The following is an 18,110-nucleotide window of genomic DNA, read 5'->3' on the forward strand; positions in this document are numbered from 1 at the left end:
TCAGCAAAATTCAAAAGAAATAATTTTTAATTCACTAGAAAATGCCAAATGCAAGGGCTGAAAGTGCGAAGCCGATGGCGGCAATCAGGGTTTGGTTGACAGTCCAAGTTTTCAGCGTGGTGGGCACGTCCATGTCGAGCAGGCGGCCGACCAGCCAGAAACCGGAATCGTTGAAATGGCTCACGCCCACAGAACCGGCGGCGGTGGCCAAAACAATACAGGCAAGCTGCCAGTCGCTGTAGCCGGCGGCGGCAACGGCGGGCGCCATCAGCGCGGCGGCGGTGGTTAAGGCCACCGTGGCCGAGCCTTGCGCGATGCGCAGTGCCAACGCCACCAAAAAGCAGCCCAACAGCACGGGAATGCCCAAATGACTCATGCTGTCGGCCAATGCCTGACCGATGCCCGAAGCGCGCAGCACCCCGCCGAACATACCGCCTGCGCCGGTAATCAAAATAACCGAGCAAACAGGGCCGAGCGCGCCGTCAACGGTTTTTTCAAGCGCGCTGCCTCGCTCGCCGCGTTTTCTTCCCAGCACAAACATGGCCGCCGACACCGAAACCAACAGCGCAACGGGGGTGGCACCGATCATGCGTAGAGCCTGCACCCAGCCTTCATCGGTACTCACCACTTTTTCGGCCGCCAGCGTGGCCAAACCGGTATTTAGAAAAATCAGCAACATCGGGATGAACATAATGCCGATAACCGTGCCGGCTCCGGCAGGCTCTTTGGGGGCATCATCGTCCTGCCTGCCGCCGCTGAGGATATCGGGCACCGGCACGACAAATCGGCGGTCGAGCACTTGGCCGAGCAGATAACCGCTGAAATACCAGGTAACCACCGCCAGCGGCAGCCCGAGCAGCAGCACATGGCCGATGTTGGCGCCGTAAAATTCAGAAGCGGCAATCGGGCCCGGATGCGGCGGCAGGAAAACGTGCATTACCGAAAACGCGCCGATGGAGGCCATGCCGTAGGCCAACACATTGGCTTTCATACGCCGCGCGGTGGCAAACACAATCGGCAGCATCACCACCAGCCCCGCATCGAAGAAAATCGGAAAGCCGAAAATCAGCGATGCCACACCCAACGCAAACGGCGCGCGCTTTTCGCCGAAAGTGCGTATCAGCGCATCGGCCAGCGACTGCGCCCCGCCCGAAGTTTCCACCAGCCTGCCGAGCATCGCACCCAAGCCCACCAACAGCGCCACGCTGCCCAGCGTGCCGCCGAAGTTTTTCACCAACACATCGTTCACAATACTGCCCATCGGCAGCCCTGTGGCGATGGCGGTAAACAGGCTGGCAATCATCAGCGTGAGCAGCGCGTGTATGCGGAATCTGACAATCAACACCAAAATCAGCAGGATGGCGCCTGCCGCAATGCCCAGCAGCGTGCCTGCGCTTAACGTTTGCGTCCAGTTTTCCATATCAAGCCCTTTTCCATATACAAATACAAAAATAGTGGAATCTGCCGTCATTCTAAATACAGCCGAACACCCCGCCTATGACTTACATCAAGCCGGGCAGTCTGCATATTTGCAGCAAATCTGCCGCCATTCCGTTAGCGCATTGCCGCGCTTCGGCCTGCAAACGACTTTTTTGAATCCGCCCGGCAGAAACAGAGCCGGCGCCCGTTGCCCGCACGCCCTGCCGCCGCGCATCAAAAATAAAACTGCCCCGCCTGCTGTGCTGCAAAATGATGCACAATGCCAAACGGCAGGCCGTCTGAAACCGTTTTTGCAGAGCCGCCCATGCTTTCAGACTGCCTTTGGGCTAAAATACGCTCCCACCGAAAACACGGCAGAACAATGTGAAAATACTGATACTCGGCAGCGGCCAGGTAGGCTCCACCGTTGCCCAAGAGCTGGCCTCGCTGCCCGAAAACGATGTAACCATCATCGATACAAGCGAAACCGCGCTGCAAAACATCGGCAGCAAACTCGATGTGCAAACCCTGCTGGGCAACGGCGCCTCACCGTTTATGCTCAAGCGCGCGGGCGCGGAAGACGCCGATCTGCTGCTGGCACTCACCCGTAGCGATGAAACCAATATCGTGGCCTGCAAAATCGCCGCCGAGGTGTTCAACATTCCCGGCCGTATCGCCCGCGTGCGCTCCACCGATTATCTCGACTACCAAACCGAAGAAACGCTCAACAGCCTCGATATCTTCAGCATCACCGAGTCAATCAGCCCCGAAGAACTGGTTACCGAACGGCTCACCGGCCTGCTCAGCTACACCAGCGCATTGCAGGTGCTGCGCTTTGCCGGCGACAAAGCCCGTATGGTTGTGGTGCAGGCGCGCAAAGGCGGCCTGCTAGTCGATAAAGAAATCGCCCAAATCAACCAACACCTTCCCGAAGGCGTGGATTGCCAGATTTGCGCCATCTACCGCAACAACCGCCTGATTGTGCCTTCCGCACAAACCGTGATTATCGAAGGCGACGAAGTGTTTTTCGTGGCCGGCACCGAAAACGTCAAAATCATGATGCGCGAGCTGCGCCCCAACGAACAGCGCAACCGCCGCATCATGATTGCCGGCGGCGGCAACATCGGCTACCGCCTGGCCAAACAGCTCGAAAGCAGCATGGACATCAAAATCATCGAATACAGCAAAAACCGTGCCGAATGGCTGGCCGAACACCTCGACCGCACCCTTGTGCTGCACGGCTCGGCCACCGATGAAACCCTGCTCGAGCAGGAATATATCGATGAAATCGATGTTTTCTGCGCCCTCACCAACGATGACGAAAACAACATCATGGCCGGCCTGCTGGCCAAAAATCTCGGCGCCAAGCGCGTGATTGCCATCGTGAACCGCTCAAGTTATGTGGATCTGCTCGAGGGCAACAAAATCGACATTGTGGTGTCGCCGCACCTAGTTACCATCGGCTCGATACTCGCCCATATCCGCAAAGGCGATGTGGCGGCCGTACATCCCCTGCGGCGCGGCAAAGCCGAAGCCATCGAAGTGGTGGTGCACGGCGACAAACAAACCTCCGCGCTGGTCGGCCGCCGCGTGTCGGAAATCAAGTGGCCGCCGGGCTGCCACTTTGCCGCCCTCGTGCGCGGCGATGAAGTGGTGATGGGCCACAAAGAAGACGCGGTAATGGCCGAGGGCGACCATATCATTTTCTTCGTATCCCGCCGGCGCATATTGCGCGAGCTGGAAAAACTGATTGCCGTGAAAATGGGCTTTTTCGGCTAGCTTGCGCCGGTTGCACAATCATCCGGATACACCGTGCACAGGCCGGTGCCTTTGCAAAACACCTTCAGGCCGTCTGAAAAAATCCAATGCCACCATTCCCCGCAGGCGGAAATCCACATGAAAATATTGACGCGCCGGTCAAACAAACGCTTGAAACAAACACCCGCACTCCCGCGCAGGCGGGAATGCGGCAAATCATCTCTTGTGATATTTTGCAGATTGGATAAAAGCCTCAGGCCGTCTGAAAACACCTGCCCATGCAGACTTTTCAGACGGCCTGAAGCGTAGAAAACCGGCTTTGTTTACACTTTCCGTTTTCTGCCCGAACTCCCGTTTTTTTTAACGGTTGCGGCAACGCCGAAAGGCGCAGCAAAGCCGTATGGTTTTATTGAAGTTTTTCCGCGACCCGGTGCGGCAAGCCTATACCGAAACCGCCAAGCTCCCGTTTCCGGCAAAAACACAAGCTGCCTGGTTCAGAAAATGTAAACCACCCGGCCTTTTCCAATATCTCAGGCCGTCTGAAAACACCTGCCCATGCAGACTTTTCAGACGGCCTGAAGCGTAGAAAATCGGGCGTTGTTTACGCTTTTTATTTTTCCCAAAAACTTATTTTTCCCAAAAGCCCATTTTAGGTTTTTGAAGATGGTAGGTAATACCGGAAAGCACCGCAAAACCGCATGGTTTTCGGGCGGCAAACATTTTTCAGACGGCCGAAATGAATCCTGAAAAATTCATAATATTTTGATGATAAACACCAACGCTACAGCGCAAATTCCGCCCACACCGGCGCGTGGTCGCTTGGGCGTTCCTGCCCGCGCGCTTCCAAATCCACCTGCACGGTTTGCAGGGCATCGCGCAACGCGGCCGTAACCAAAATATGGTCGATGCGCAAACCCTGCCTGCGTTGGAACATCGCGCCGCGGTAATCCCACCAGGTGTAGTGTGCGCCCTCGGGGTAGAGATGGCGCAGGCTGTCAGTCAGCCCCAAATCGAGCAGGTTGCGGAACCACAAACGCTCGATGCTGGTGCAGTGGATTTTTTCATGCCACTTTTCGGGGTCGTAGCAGTCGGCATCGGCGGGCGCGATATTGAAATCGCCCAGCAGCACCACTTTTCCGTAACGCCCTATTTCGCCGCGCACAAATTCGGCCAGCGCGGCAAACCATTGCCGTTTGTATTCAAACTTGGGGCTGTCGGGCGCTTCGCCGTTTACACAGTAAACATTAATCACGCGCACGCCGTTAATGGTGGCGGCAATCACGCGCCGCTGCGGGTCGTCAGGCAGCGCGGGCAGGCCGGTATGCACGTCTTGCGGCTCAGCCTTGCTGATAACGGCCACGCCGTTATAGGTTTTCTGGCCGCTCCACACGGTGTGCAGGCCGGCCATCTGAAAAACGGCGGCGGGGTATTTGTCTTGATCGAGCTTCAATTCCTGCAACACCAGCACATCGGGTTGGTGTTGCTGCAGCCAGTTTTGCACCTGCGGCAGGCGCACGTTGAGAGAATTTACATTCCAAGTCGCAATCTTCATAAACAGCCTCGGTCGATATTGAAGCCGCCGATTGTGCCACACTCTGCTTTTCCCTGCACGGCCCGGCCAAAACGCAGCCCGCTGCGGCCGGCCGTTTTTTCAGACGGCCTGCGTGCAAACCGATTATTCCTGCACGGAATGTCCGGCAGGATTTTTCGGTTTGGCGCCAAGCGAAAGCAGGGTATCCAAAACCGCCGCCGCCTGCTGCGACACCAGCCGGTATTGCAGCACACGGTAATAGCGCGTGTAATCGACCACGCCTTCGGCACGCAGCCTGGTTAAGTGTTTCGACACCACAGTCGGCTGCAATGCCAACAGCCCCGCCAGCTCGCCTATGCTGCGCTCGCTCTCTTTCAGCAGTACCATAATCGCCAGCCGCTCGGGGTTGCCCATCAACTTGAGCAAAACTGCGGTGCGCTTCATCTCGAGGGTAACAGCATTCATAGTGATAACCGTAATAAACACCAAATATTTATTCTATAACAACTCTTCGCGGCACATTGAACGATAAGGCAGACTTACGGCACAAATGCCGCAGAATGCCTTGAAAACCACACTCTAATAAAACATATCGTTATCGTTTTTAAGCAATATTTTTTAAAATTGTGATGATTTCTAATCGGGCCGTTCGGCTTAATTTATCCCCCCGCCGCCCAAAAGGCTTTAATATGGCAGCCTTGCCGCCATATAAGGCCGTCTGAACCCACCCGTATTTTTTAAGAGGAACCCGATGAGCAACGTATTACTGAATCTGGCCGATGAGCCGCGCTACCACGAAATCCAAACCGGCGATATCCGCCCCGCTCTCGAAACCGCCATGAGCGAAGCCCGCGCCGAAATTGCCGCCATTAAAGCCCGAAGCGGCGCCACCTGGGAAAACACGGTAGAGCGCCTAACCGACATCACCGAACGTGTCGGCCGCATTTGGGGCGTGGTGGCGCATTTGAACTCGGTGGCCGACACACCCGAACTGCGCGCCGTATATAATGAAATGATGCCCGAAGTTACCGTGTTTTTCACCGAAATCGGCCAAGATATCGAGCTTTACGAGCGTTTCAAAGCCATCAAAAACTCGCCGGAATTCTCCAGACTCGATGCCGCCCGCCAAACCAAACTCAACCACGACTTGCGCGATTTCGTGCTCAGCGGTGCCGAACTGCCGCCCGAACAACAGGCCGAATTTGCCGCCCTGCAAACCGAAAGCGCGCAACTGGCCGCAAAATTTTCGCAAAACGTGCTCGATGCCACCGATGCGTTTGCCCTGTATTTTGACGACAACAGCCAATTGGCCGGCCTCACCGAAGACGCTCTGGCCATGTTTGCCGCCGCCGCAGAAGCCGAAGGCAGAACGGGCTATAAAATCGGCCTTCAAATGCCGCACTACACCGCCGTGATGCAGTATGCCGGCAACCGCAGCCTGCGCGAACAGATTTACCGCGCCTATGTTACCCGCGCCAGCGAATTAAGCGATGAGGGCAGATTCGACAACACCGCCAATATCGGCCGCCGTTTGGAAATCGCCCTGCAGGAAGCACGGCTGCTGGGTTTCGAGAATTTCGCCCAACTGTCGCTGTTTACCAAAATGGCCGACACGCCCGAGCAGGTTCTCGACTTTCTGCGCGGTTTGGCCGCACGCGCCAAACCGTTTGCCGAAAAAGATTTGGCCGAAATGCAGGCCTTTGCGCGCAGCAACCTCGGTATCGCCGACCCGCAACCGTGGGATTTGGCCTACATCGGCGAAAAACTGCGCGAAGCCAAATACGCCTTCAGCGAAACCGAAGTGAAAAAATATTTTCCCGCCGGCAAAGTGCTCGCCGGGCTGTTTGCCCAAATCAACCGTCTCTACGGCGTGAACTTCATCGAAAAAACCGTGTCGGTGTGGCACCCCGACGTGCGCTATTTCGAGCTGGAAAAAGGCGGCTCGATTATCGGCGGCGTGTATATGGATCTATACGCCCGCGAAGGCAAACGCGGCGGCGCATGGATGAACGACTACCGCGGCCGCCGCCGTTTCGTGTCGGGCAGCCGCATCGGCCAAACGCAAACCCCCGTTGCCTATCTGGTGTGCAACTTCACCCCGCCCGTAGGCGGCAGGGAATCGCGCCTGAGCCACGATGAAATCACCACCTTGTTCCACGAAACCGGCCACGGCCTGCACCATTTGCTCACCCAGGTAGATGAACTGGGCGTTTCCGGCATCAACGGTGTGGAATGGGATGCAGTGGAGCTGCCCAGCCAGTTTATGGAAAACTTTGCCTGGGAATACAATGTATTGGCAGATATGTCGGCGCACGAAGACAACGGTGCCGCCCTGCCGCGCGGGCTGTTCGACAAAATGGTGGCGGCGAAAAACTTCCAGCGCGGTATGTTTTTAGTGCGGCAGATGGAATTTGCCCTTTTCGATATGCTGGTTTACAGCCAAAGCGACCCCGGCCGTCTGAAAGAATGGCCTCAGGTTTTGGAAAGCGTGCGCAAAGAAGTGGCCGTGGTGCAGCCGCCCGCCTACAACCGTTTCGCCCTGAGTTTCGGCCACATCTTCGCCGGCGGCTATGCGGCAGGCTATTACAGCTATGCTTGGGCGGAAGTGTTGTCGGCCGATGCCTATGCCGCCTTTGAAGAAAGCGGCGACATCAAAGCCACCGGCAAACGCTTCTGGATGGAAATTCTCGCCGTGGGCGGCTCGCGCAGCGCAATGGAGTCGTTTAAAGCCTTCCGCGGCCGCGAACCGCAAATCGATGCGCTGCTGCGCCACAGCGGTTTCGATGTGGAAGCGGCATAAGGCGGTTTTGGCAATTCTGCCGTATCGATAAGCTGTCAGGCCGTCTGAAAAGCCTTTCAGACGGCCTGAGACCTTTGCAAAAAAGCCGTTTTAGTCCTGAATTATTTGTATTTCGTCATACTCGGGCTTGACCCGAGTATCTCTTTTTCTTCTAAAACAAACAGATGATCGGATCAAGCCCGAGCATGGCGGAAATGTTTTAAAAACCTACAAAGATTTTATAAAGTTCAGGCCGTCTGAAAAGCCTTTCAGACGGCCTGAACGCTTAAATCAATACCCTTCTATCACTGTCCTTCCCGCCCCAGCCTTTTAAACTCCCACACCGAGCCGCCGGCATGAAAACTCAAATAATACTGTTCGCCCACGGCTTCGATGACCGCAGTGTGCCAAAAACGTTTGCGCTCTTTGCCCAGCAGCACATACGAAACAAAATACGGTTCGGTAATCACGGCATTGACCGAGCGCGCCTTTTGCGCCCATGCTTCTGCCACGCCTGCCGCATCGGCAAACTTCACCTGAGAAAGCGGAGTGAGTTTTTGGGGAATATCCAAACCTTCGGGCGGAATGCGCATAGTGTCGGTGTAACGCCAGCGGCCGTGATCGTAAACATAGTGGTCGATTCGTTCCAGACGATTCGGGTTTTGGATATCCGCTTCGATGCGCGGGCGCACACCGCCGAAAAAATCGATATTGCCAAACACATTAACCGCCCTGCCGCGAAAAGGCGGCAGACCCTCCAGCGCATCTTGCGCCGCCTGCAAAGCGGCAGCATCCTCCAGCAGACTGCCGCTGCGGTAACTTGCGGGCGTTTCTGCCGAAACGGCAGCAGCAGGCGGCACGACCGCCGCCGCTGCGGCCTCGCCCGAACCACAGGCACTGAGCAGCAGTGTGCCGAAACCTAAAACCAACAGCGGCAGTTTGAAGCATGAACGCATAAAATCGGATAAAACGGCTTGAAAACGTCATTATATAGCAGATTGGCCGGCCACCTCCCGGCAAAATCCGGAAGGGCTTGAAAACATGGCTGCCCGGTCATATCCGGGCTTGGCTTTAACATCTGTGCTGCCACCTAAAAACCACAGTTGCCCGAAGCAAATCCAAACATAACAGGCAGTGTGGTTTTAAAACGGCTTTTATCAACACCCGGGTATGGGAGCCGGCGTCTTTGCAAAAAGACATCCAATACCGCACCGGCTTTGCAAGCCCGTTACACGGCAGCCGGGCAGGCTCGAAACAGACTGCTGCCAACCCGATAAACACACATGCCGTGCGGCGGAATCTCAGGCCATGCCGGCACAAAACCCATGCCGTGATGGTTTTAAAAGCGGCACCGTTTGAAAACACCGAGGGGCGGATTGCCGCCTGCCTGCACATAACGATAAACCAACTTTCGACCATGCTTTTTTTAACCCGCCCAAGAGCGGGCAACGGCCTTGTTTACCCTCCAGGCCGTCTGAAAAACCGTTTCAGACGGCCTTGCCGGTGTCTTTATGCTCTGAAACCCATGACGGCACGCCGCCGTTTCGGTATATTTCGGCCTTGTCGTTATTTTTTACGGTGCCGCAATGAACACTTCCCGCCCTTTCATCCGCGTAGTAGCCGGCATCGTGCTGGACAAGCAGGGACGCTGCCTGCTCAGCTCGCGCCCCGAAGGCAAGCCTTATGCGGGCTATTGGGAATTTGCCGGCGGCAAGGTCGAAGCGGGCGAAAGCGAGTTGGCCGCCCTGCAGCGCGAATTTGAAGAAGAGCTGGGCATCCGCATCGAAACCGCAAGGCCGTGGCTGACGAAAATCCACGATTACGAACACGCACGGGTGTATCTGCGCTTCTGGCGGGTGGAGGCCGAGAGTTGGTCGGGCAATATCCAGGCACGCGAGGGGCAGCAGTGGTCGTGGCAGCGGCCCGGCGGCTTTACCGTATCGCCCATGCTGCCTGCCAACGGTGATTTGTTGGCCGCCCTTGCCGTGCCGACACAGCTTGCCGGCCGTCTGAAAACCGGCTTTTACGGCGAAAACGCTATGGGCGGCTACCGCGTGGTGCCGTTTGCGCTGGCCGAACCGCAACACGCCAATGTGTTAATCGGCGAACCCGAACTGCGCGCGCGGGGAAAAATGCCCGCCGCACAAAGCGTATGGGTGGTGATTGACAAAGCAGAACAATGGCCGCTGGTGCAGGATGCCGATGTGGCAGTGTGGCAGGTGCAAAACCGCGAAGCCGCCGAAGCGGTGTGCGGAATGCTCGACAGCGGTGTGGCACTGCCTTTGGTGGTGCTGGCCGAGCCGAAACTTGCCGCAACATACCGCAGCCGCTGGCTGGCGGGCGGCGCCCATGCCGTGATTGCCGATGATGAAACCGAATATGTGTGAGGCCGTCTGAAAATGTTGAAACTCAATCGAAAACAAGCCGTTTGGGCGGGCATATTGCTGTTGGCGTTTGCCGCCGTAAAAATAGCGGCACTGCTGTGGTGGCAGAGCCGCCAGCCCGCCGTTACCTCCGTTGCCGAATCTGCCTGCAACGTACACGCGGGCTGCACGCTGCCCAACGGAGCGCAAGTGAAATTCAGCAGCAAAGTGGCCGCCAAAGCGCCGTTCGACATCACCCTGCACAACGTGCCGGCGCAAACGGCCGAAGTGTTTGTGAGTTTTTCGATGCGCGGTATGGACATGGGCTTCAACCGCTACAAACTGCTGCGCCGGCCTGACGGCTCGTGGGCGGCACCGCAAATCCGTCTGCCCGTGTGCGTGCAGAACCGCCGTGATTATCTGGCCGACATCCATATCGGCGGCGAGGTGTTCCAAGTGGGCTTTACCGCCGAGTGAAAGTTAAGGCCGTCTGAAAACCCTGCCGCCGTTATTTCTGTGCCGGCAGCAACCGGCTTCTGCAACCCGGCAAATGTTTTCCGATGCTCCCCGCCGGCACGCCGGATTCACATGCCGGCGGCAATCAAGGCCGGGAAAACGGCGTTGGCGGCATTTTTTGACAACTCCCCCAATCCCCAAACGGTCTGCGCACAAAAAACGGGAAGTGCAAGCCACGCCGGGATTTTCCACACCACACAACGGCCTTTGGGCAAACGCATATTTTCAGACGGCCTGATTCGCTATACAATGCCCCAAACCCTATAAATTAAGGAACAGCAAAATGATCGGCAAAAGAATATTTGAAGAATTGTCGGCCAAAGTGGGCGAAACCATCGCCAACAGCCCCGCCAAAGATGTTGAAAAAAATGTGAAAGCCCTGCTGGGCAGCGCGTTTAACCGCATGGATTTGGTTACCCGCGAAGAGTTCGACATCCAACAGCAGGTGCTGATTAAAACCCGCACCAAACTGGCCGAACTCGAAGCACGCCTGGCGAAACTCGAAAGCAGCGACGCCGAACCGCAAAACACTGCCGAAGCATCCGGGCAAACCGAATAAGGCCGTCTGAAACCGAAAACCGCCCCATGTCGTTAGCCCTTGTTTACAGCCGCGCCTTAAGCGGCATGAATGCGCCGTTGGTGGAGGTGGAAGCCCATCTTGCCAACGGCCTGCCTGCGTTTAATATTGTCGGCCTGCCCGACACCGAAGTCAAAGAAAGCCGCGACCGCGTGCGCGCGGCCATTATCCAGAGCGGCTTTGAATTTCCCGCCAAAAAAATCACCGTCAACCTCGCCCCCGCCGACCTGCCCAAAGAATCCGGCCGCTTCGACCTGCCGATTGCCCTGGGCATACTGGCCGCCTCGGGGCAGATGATGGCCGACAAACTGGCGCAATACGAATTTGCAGGCGAGCTGGCCTTATCGGGCACGCTGCGCCCCGTGCGGGGTGCGCTGGCAATGGCCTGGCAGGGCATGAAAGCCGGCCGCGCCTTTATTCTGCCGCAGCAAAATGCCGAACAGGCCGCCATCATCAACGGTATCACGGTTTACGGCGCCGGCAGTTTGGGGCAGGTGGCGGCACATCTGAATGCCGTTGAACCGTTGGCACAAACCCGAACCGGTATCGGGCAGAGGCCGTCTGAAAACCGCAGCCTGCCCGATTTGAAAGACGTGAAAGGCCAGCACACCGCCCGCCTGGCCTTGGAAATTGCCGCCGCCGGCGGCCACAGCCTGCTGATGATGGGGCCGCCCGGCACGGGAAAATCCATGCTCGCCCAACGCCTGCCCTCCATTCTGCCGCCCCTAACCGACAACGAACTCATCGAAGTATGGGCGCTGCGCTCGCTGCTGCCCAACCACCGGCAGGAATTACACCACAGCCGTCCGTTCCAGTCGCCCCATCATACTTCCAGCCCCGTGGCAGTGGTAGGCGGAAGCTCCGGCCCCGGCGAAATCTCGCTGGCCCACAACGGCGTTTTGTTTTTTGACGAGCTGCCCGAGTTTGACCGCAAAGTACTGGAAGTGTTGCGCGAACCGCTGGAAAGCGGCGAAATCCACATTTCCCGCGCGATGCACAAAGCCGTTTATCCGGCCAAATTCCAATTGGTAGCCGCCATGAACCCCTGCCCCTGCGGCTATCTCGGCCATCCCGCCAAACCCTGCCGCTGCACACCCGAAAGCATCGCCCGCTACAGGGGCAAAATATCCGGCCCGCTGCTCGACCGCATCGATCTGACCATCGAAGTGCCCGCACTTTCTGCCGCCGAGCTGATGCAGCAGCAAGCCGGCGAAAGCAGCGCCGAAGTGTCGGCGCGCGTACGGGCTGCACGCGAAAGGCAGTATGCGCGGCAGGGCAAAATCAATGCGGCTCTGAGTGTTACGGAACTGGACGAAACAGCCGCGGTCTCTAAAGAAGCGCACGAAGCACTGGGCAGCCTGCTCGAAAAACTCTCGCTTTCCGCCCGCAGCTACCACCGCATCATGCGCGTGGCGCGCACGCTGGCCGATCTGAACGGCGATAAAAGTGTCGGCCGCGCCCATGTGTTACGCGCAGTAAGTTTTCGTCGTGCTTTGTAAGGTTTTTGCTTAAAGCATAAGTTGTTGCTAAAATCCGCCGTTTCAAAACCGTAGCGGCGGCTTTCAGACGGCACCGGATAAAACAAGATTCACAGGTATGTTTATGAACGCTAAAAAACAATATGGCAAAGGCCTTTCGGGCTTTATGTTGGGCTTGTTGCTGGCAACCGCAGTGATTGCCGGTGTTTTGTTCTTTTTGAACAAAAGCAATAAAGAAGCATTCAAAGAAGAAACACGGAAAGACCTGCCCCAACCCGAAATTCTCACCCCGAACAGCAGCGGCTCCGCCGCATCCGCGCCGCCCCCTGCCCCTCCCGCCGATACAGCTTCCGATGTTTCAGACGGCCCTACCGAAGAACAGCAGGCAGTTTCCGAACCGATAACCGGCACCGCTCCCGAGCCTGCTGCGTCCGACACACCCACCGCCCCGCCGCCACAAACCACGGTCAAACCCAAGCCCGAACAAAAACCGATCGTGAAAAAGCCCGAAGCGAAAAAAGAGCAGCCGGCAAAAACAAAAGAAGAACCCAAACAAGAAGAGCGCAAAAAAGCGGCTCAACCCACGCCCGAACAAATTTTAAACAGCGGCAGCATCGAAAAAGCGCGTGAAAACGCCCGTGCCGAAGCGGCTAAAAAAGAAATGCCGGCACAAGAAAGTACCAAAAAAGCCGATAGCGGCAAACAGCAGCCTGCCGGCGACGGGGGCGGCCGCACCGTGCTGCAAATGGGCTCGTTCAACAACCGCGAGAGTGCCGAAGCCCACCGCGCCAAACTGGCCATGATGGGCATATCGTCCGGCGTGGTAGAGGGCGAGGCCAACGGCAAAACCGTTTACCGCGTACAAAGCGGCCGCATGGGCAGCGATGCCGCCCACCGTGTCCAACAAACCCTCAAGCGCAACGGTATCGACAGTTTCGCCCGCTCCGTCAAATAAGATGCAAAAAGGATAACCCATGAAATTGAAAAGTATTTTAATGGCCGCAGCCGCAGCATTCGGCTTGGCCGCCCATGCCCATGCGGCAACCGAAGGCACCGACTACACCGTTCTGCCCAAACCGATTCCCCAGCTTCAGGCCGACAAAATCGAAGTGTTGGAATTTTTCGGCTATTTCTGCGTACACTGCCACCATCTCGACCCGGTGCTGCTGAAACACGCCAAAACTTTCCCTGCCGACACCTATCTGCGCACCGAACACGTTGTTTGGCAGCCTGAAATGCTGGGCTTGGCACGTGTGGCGGCAGCGGTAAACAGCTCGGAGTTAAAATACCAAGCCAACCCCGAAGTATTCAAAGCCGTTTACGAGCAGAAAATCAATCTGGCAGACACCGCCACTTTCAAGCAATGGGCGGCGGCTCAGAAAAGCTTTGACGGCAACAAACTGATTGCCGCATATGATTCTTTCGGCAACCCTGCCCAAGCCAAAAAAATGGAAGAGCTGACCAACACCTACCAAATCAGCGGCACACCCACCGTGATCGTGGGCGGCAAATACCAGGTGAAATTCACCGGCGATTGGCAGTCGGGCATGAAAACCATTGATGATTTGGTGGTAAAAGTGCGTGGAGAGCGCAAAATGAAAGCCCCTGCAACACAAAAAGCTGTCCCCCCGCTGAAAAGCAAAGGGGCATCGATTGCCAAGTCTGCCAACAAATAAGCATAAGCAGCAAGCAGGCAGACTCAGCAGAAAAAGCCTAACCACCATGCCGAACCGCAGTTCCGTTGGGCAAAGATGCCGGCGGATTCTGCAGCCCGATGGTCAGGCTTTCCTTCTATAGAGAGAGGCTGCCTGAAATTTATGTTTGCGGGGCCGTCTGAAAGCTGCCCGGCCGTCTGAAAGAACCACGCCCGATTTTATGGATATCTTATTATTGTTCAAAGCCCTGATTTTGGGCATTATCGAAGGCCTGACCGAATTTCTGCCGATTTCCAGCACCGGCCATCTGATTGTGGCGGGCGACTTAATCAATTTCAAAAGTAACGGCAAAGTGTTTGAAATCGCCATCCAACTCGGAGCCGTGCTGGCAGTGGTGTTTGAATACCGCCGCCGTTTCACCCATGTTATCACCCATATCGGCCGCGACAGGCAGGTGAACCGCTTCGTTGTCAACCTGGCCGTGGCCTTTATCCCCGCCGCCGTAGTGGGTCTGATTTTCAGCAAACAAATCAAACATTTTCTGTTTAACCCGATTACCGTGGCCACCGCCCTGGTTATCGGCGGCTTTCTCATTTTGTGGATTGAACACCGCCAAAGCCGTATTGCGCCGAAAGTCACCAGCATTGACGATATGCGTATCCGCGATGCACTGGTGGTGGGCATCGCCCAAATATGCGCGCTGGTTCCCGGCACTTCGCGCTCGGGCAGCACCATTATGGGCGGTATGCTGTGGGGGCTGGAGCGCAAAACCGCCACCGAATTTTCATTTTTTCTGGCCGTGCCGGTGATGATTGCCGCCACCGCCTACGATGTGCTGAAGCATTTCCACCTGTTTTCCGCACAAGATATCGGCCTGATTATAGTAGGCTTTGTTTCGGCCTTTGCCGCCGGCCTCTTGGCAGTAAAAGCCCTGCTGAAATTCGTGGCCACCCGAAACTATGTGCCGTTTGCCTACTACCGCATCGTTTTCGGCAGCCTGATTCTGATTACCTGGCTGACAGGCTGGGTAAACTGGACGGAAATGTAACCGTTTTCCCAAAACACCCGGCTGCGCCAAGCCCATCACGAAGGCCGTCTGAACATATTTTCAGACGGCCTTTGCCTGTGGTTCACTCCGATTTCACTACCCTGCTTTTCATATCGGTAAAACCATGCAGCGCAGCGCGGTGTTGCTGCGCCATAAGCTAATAAGCAGCTTCACTGTGACACCCAATCATTAACGGAAATTTTAACGGAAACTTTACCCGCTACCGTTCCATACAGCTTTCCCGCCCGCTTTCAACCCAACACAAACAATTCGCTGCCATGCTGCTTCAACCACTTTTTAGCGTCTCGAGTATGCGGGGTGTAGCGGTGGACCATTTCCCAAAAATGCGGGCCGTGGTTGGGATGCGGAAGATGGCAGAGTTCGTGTATGCACACATAATCCGCCACGAAATCGGGCGCGCCGATCAAACGCCAGTTCAAACGGATGCCGGTGCGGCTGCGGCAAACGCCCCAAAAGGTTTTGGCATGGCTCAGCGCGGTTGCGGCAGGGTTCAGCCGCATGGCTTGGGCATGTTGCGCCAAACGCGGCAGCAGGGTTTCGGCGGCGCGTTCGGCCAGGTAGCGGCATAATTGGCTTTTCTGCCGGCTCCATAACGCTTCGGGCAGTAAGATTTGCGGCGGTTGGTGGCAGATATGTGCGTGTTTGTGGGTATGCAGGGTATGCCGTTCGCCGCGATACCAAATATGCCCGGGCATGGTTTCGGGGGCGGGCTGCGGGGGGCGGCTTAGGGCTTGCCGCAGTAAGGGTTCGTTGCCGGCCAGCCAGTCCTTTAACTGCCTGCCGCCGAGATAAGGCGGCACATTGAGGCGGACGGTGTCGGCAGAGTGCGGGCGAAGAATAATGTTTTTCCTGGCACTGCGTTTCAGTTCGATGCAGATAGAGAGGCCGTCTGAAAGCGTGTGGGTAAGCTGCATTGGCATACGGTTGAACGGGGGATGATTAAGTGGGGGGATTCATACTTCAGGCTTCAGATTGATAACATGAATATTGCCCCAAATGCTTCAAATTTTTCTATAACAGGCAGGGCGGCAACGAAACACAACGGGGGTTCAGACGGCCTTTGCAGCAGCAAACGGCCCCTTGCCGCCGATTTTTTGCTGCTGCGCTTCAATCCAGCTTTCGCATTGCACCATGATGGCTTCGGGCGTGCCGCCGTTATAGGCAACAGGTTTGCCGATAACCACGGTGATTTCGCCGGGGTGTTTCCAAAACGAGTTTTTCGGCCAAAATTCGCCGCTGTTGAGCGCCACCGGCACCAAGTCCATTTCAAACATCTGCGCCATGCGCGCCCCGCCGAGTTTGTATTTGCCGCGCTGCCCGGGCGGCAGGCGGGTGCCCTCGGGGAAGATGGCAATCCAAAAACCTTCTTTTTTGCGCGCCAAGCCCTGCTCCATCAACCGGCGGTTGGCCTGGGCGCGGTTGCTGCGGTCTATGCCGATGGTGTTGGCCAGTTTCAAGCCCCAACCGAAAAACGGGATTTTAAACAACTCTTTTTTGGCCACGAAAACGTGCAGAGGAAAAATTTCTTGAAACGCCAACGTTTCCCAGCCCGATTGGTGCTTGCTACAAATAATCGAAGGTTGCGCGGGAATATTGTCGATGCCTTCCACTCGGTATCTTAGGCCGACAATGTTTTTCAGCAGCCACACCAACACCAGCGCCCATGCGCGCCCCACATAATTCGCTCCCTTGGGTATCAGGGCGGCGGGCAGAATTAAGGCAAACATCAGCGGGGTAATCAAAACCAGCACCAGCCAATAGATAAAGTTGCGCAGATAAAGCATTCGGAGTTCCTAAATTTCTGTGGTTGCGGATGTTTTCAGACGGCCTTGCGTGTTAGAAAGGCCGGGTTAGTTGCAGGCATTTTCAGACAGCCTTTGGCGCTGAAGCCTGCCCTGCCGGCTGCACAGCCCGAGTGCCAGGCCATGCCATACCGCTTTGATTTTATTTTCCCACACCCAATCCCCCAGTTAACAACCAACTGCAACTGTAAAAGGCCGTCTGAAAACCTTTCAGACGGCCTTGAGTGTCCGAAAGGCCTGCCTGTTTGCACTTTTTGTGCCGGAAGACTTTGGTTTTCTGTTGCAGCAATGGTTTGGTGGTTTTTGGGTATCCGCACAACCCACACCGCTTTGCCGCTTCTTCCGGCATTCCGTCCGCCTTCAAAAAAACAAAACGGGCTCCAAACAAAAAAGGGTGTGCAATACCGGGATTCTCTGCACTCAGGCAGGTTTGGCCAAGATTTTTATTGGGGCTGTCCTAGATAACTAGAACAAATCCTGCTTTACTGATTGTTTTAAAATAGAAATTTGAAATTTTATCTCACTGTTGTTAAAACGCCATTCACACTCTTTCAAATACAGTTCAAAATGCTCTTTGGGAATGCCGTTAAACTTGCGTAAATGGCGTTTTGCTTGGTTCCAAAAGTTCTCAATTCCGTTAATGTGATTTTGTCGCTCAGCAAAATGTGTGCTGTGATTGATCCGAAAATGTGAAAATTCGCTCACATCAAGAACGTCATAACTTTTGTAACAATCGGTATAAACAATGCTGTCAGGCTTCACTTGCTCGCGGATAATTGGCAATAAAGTCGCAGTTTGTGTATTGGGTACGGCAACGGTGTAAACCTTACCATTACGCTTCAAAAGCCCGAATACAGCCACTTTGCCAGCCGCACCGCGACCACGTTTGCCTTTGCGTTGTCCGCCAAAATAGCTTTCATCAACTTCTACTTCACCATCAAGCATTTCCAGATGCGGGCTGTTGTGATAGATAAGTAAGCGCAAACGGTGGAAGTAATAGGCAGCGGTATTTTTATTGACGCTAACTAATTGCGCCGCTGTGCGGGCGGTAACACCTGCAACAAATAGTTCAATCAGTTTGTTTTGCTTGTACTGACTTAAACGACTTTTTCTCATAGGGATTATTCTAACCTGAAGTTAAATTTCCCTAGTTATCTAGTACA

At 55.6% G+C, this 18,110-nt stretch carries 17 protein-coding genes; 10 read left to right on the forward strand and 7 right to left on the reverse strand.

The window, feature by feature from the left end:
* Nucleotides 1-34: 34 nt before the first annotated feature.
* The gene (locus H7A79_RS08525) at nt 35-1,420 is read right to left on the reverse strand and encodes a GntP family permease (protein WP_186999950.1); all 1,386 of its coding nucleotides are present in this window, start codon (nt 1,418-1,420) and stop codon (nt 35-37) included.
* Nucleotides 1,421-1,803: 383 nt separating this feature from the next.
* On the opposite strand from H7A79_RS08525, the gene trkA reads away from it, so the two are divergent.
* Nucleotides 1,804-3,198: a Trk system potassium transporter TrkA gene (gene trkA / locus H7A79_RS08530; protein ID WP_135036261.1), complete on the forward strand. Its 1,395-nt coding sequence runs from the start codon at nt 1,804-1,806 to the stop codon at nt 3,196-3,198.
* Nucleotides 3,199-3,249: 51 nt separating this feature from the next.
* Nucleotides 3,250-3,486 carry a hypothetical protein gene (locus tag H7A79_RS08535; RefSeq protein ID WP_186999951.1) on the forward strand — a complete coding sequence of 79 codons (237 nt, stop codon included), beginning with the start codon at nt 3,250-3,252 and terminating at the stop codon, nt 3,484-3,486.
* A gap of 472 nt (nt 3,487-3,958) precedes the next feature.
* Here the strand turns inward: H7A79_RS08535 and xth are convergent, their stop codons facing one another.
* Nucleotides 3,959-4,729 carry an exodeoxyribonuclease III gene (gene xth, locus H7A79_RS08540; RefSeq protein WP_135036255.1) on the reverse strand — a complete coding sequence of 257 codons (771 nt, stop codon included), beginning with the start codon at nt 4,727-4,729 and terminating at the stop codon, nt 3,959-3,961.
* 123 nt (nt 4,730-4,852) lie between these two features.
* Complete coding sequence (locus tag H7A79_RS08545; RefSeq protein ID WP_228068210.1) at nt 4,853-5,173, reverse strand: ArsR/SmtB family transcription factor; 321 nt, start codon at nt 5,171-5,173, stop codon at nt 4,853-4,855.
* Nucleotides 5,174-5,459: 286 nt separating this feature from the next.
* On the opposite strand from H7A79_RS08545, the gene H7A79_RS08550 reads away from it, so the two are divergent.
* Nucleotides 5,460-7,508, forward strand: a complete 2,049-nt coding sequence (locus H7A79_RS08550; RefSeq protein WP_186999952.1) for a M3 family metallopeptidase — start codon at nt 5,460-5,462, stop codon at nt 7,506-7,508.
* A 284-nt stretch (nt 7,509-7,792) separates the two neighbouring features.
* Here the strand turns inward: H7A79_RS08550 and H7A79_RS08555 are convergent, their stop codons facing one another.
* The gene (locus tag H7A79_RS08555; protein WP_186999953.1) at nt 7,793-8,443 is read right to left on the reverse strand and encodes a hypothetical protein; all 651 of its coding nucleotides are present in this window, start codon (nt 8,441-8,443) and stop codon (nt 7,793-7,795) included.
* A 630-nt stretch (nt 8,444-9,073) separates the two neighbouring features.
* On the opposite strand from H7A79_RS08555, the gene H7A79_RS08560 reads away from it, so the two are divergent.
* The 7 genes from H7A79_RS08560 (at nt 9,074) to H7A79_RS08590 (ending at nt 15,124) form a co-directional block, all read left to right on the forward strand.
* A complete protein-coding gene (locus tag H7A79_RS08560; protein WP_135036244.1) occupies nt 9,074-9,874 on the forward strand; it encodes an NUDIX domain-containing protein in 801 nt (266 codons plus the stop codon).
* Nucleotides 9,875-9,889: 15 nt separating this feature from the next.
* Nucleotides 9,890-10,327: a hypothetical protein gene (locus tag H7A79_RS08565; protein WP_187001671.1), complete on the forward strand. Its 438-nt coding sequence runs from the start codon at nt 9,890-9,892 to the stop codon at nt 10,325-10,327.
* A 322-nt stretch (nt 10,328-10,649) separates the two neighbouring features.
* The gene (locus H7A79_RS08570; protein WP_186999954.1) at nt 10,650-10,925 is read left to right on the forward strand and encodes an accessory factor UbiK family protein; all 276 of its coding nucleotides are present in this window, start codon (nt 10,650-10,652) and stop codon (nt 10,923-10,925) included.
* Between the two features lie 26 nt (nt 10,926-10,951).
* On the forward strand, nt 10,952-12,442 hold the full coding sequence (locus tag H7A79_RS08575) for a YifB family Mg chelatase-like AAA ATPase (RefSeq protein ID WP_135036235.1): 1,491 nt from the start codon (nt 10,952-10,954) through the stop codon (nt 12,440-12,442).
* A 103-nt stretch (nt 12,443-12,545) separates the two neighbouring features.
* Nucleotides 12,546-13,376 carry an SPOR domain-containing protein gene (locus H7A79_RS08580; protein ID WP_186999955.1) on the forward strand — a complete coding sequence of 277 codons (831 nt, stop codon included), beginning with the start codon at nt 12,546-12,548 and terminating at the stop codon, nt 13,374-13,376.
* Between the two features lie 19 nt (nt 13,377-13,395).
* Nucleotides 13,396-14,097, forward strand: a complete 702-nt coding sequence (locus H7A79_RS08585; RefSeq protein WP_186999956.1) for a thiol:disulfide interchange protein DsbA/DsbL — start codon at nt 13,396-13,398, stop codon at nt 14,095-14,097.
* A 199-nt stretch (nt 14,098-14,296) separates the two neighbouring features.
* The gene (locus H7A79_RS08590) at nt 14,297-15,124 is read left to right on the forward strand and encodes an undecaprenyl-diphosphate phosphatase (protein ID WP_135036226.1); all 828 of its coding nucleotides are present in this window, start codon (nt 14,297-14,299) and stop codon (nt 15,122-15,124) included.
* 251 nt (nt 15,125-15,375) lie between these two features.
* Here H7A79_RS08590 and H7A79_RS08595 read toward each other — a convergent pair whose 3' ends face one another.
* From H7A79_RS08595 to H7A79_RS08605, 3 genes are all read right to left on the reverse strand, one after another.
* Nucleotides 15,376-16,065: a M48 family metallopeptidase gene (locus H7A79_RS08595; protein ID WP_186999957.1), complete on the reverse strand. Its 690-nt coding sequence runs from the start codon at nt 16,063-16,065 to the stop codon at nt 15,376-15,378.
* A gap of 129 nt (nt 16,066-16,194) precedes the next feature.
* Nucleotides 16,195-16,929, reverse strand: a complete 735-nt coding sequence (locus H7A79_RS08600) for a lysophospholipid acyltransferase family protein (RefSeq protein WP_186999958.1) — start codon at nt 16,927-16,929, stop codon at nt 16,195-16,197.
* Nucleotides 16,930-17,412: 483 nt separating this feature from the next.
* Nucleotides 17,413-18,063, reverse strand: a complete 651-nt coding sequence (locus H7A79_RS08605; RefSeq protein WP_186999959.1) for an IS1595 family transposase — start codon at nt 18,061-18,063, stop codon at nt 17,413-17,415.
* Nucleotides 18,064-18,110 lie beyond the last annotated feature (47 nt).

Origin of the sequence: Neisseria musculi, from assembly GCF_014297595.2 — a bacterium.
Lineage (GTDB): Bacteria > Pseudomonadota > Gammaproteobacteria > Burkholderiales > Neisseriaceae > Neisseria > Neisseria musculi.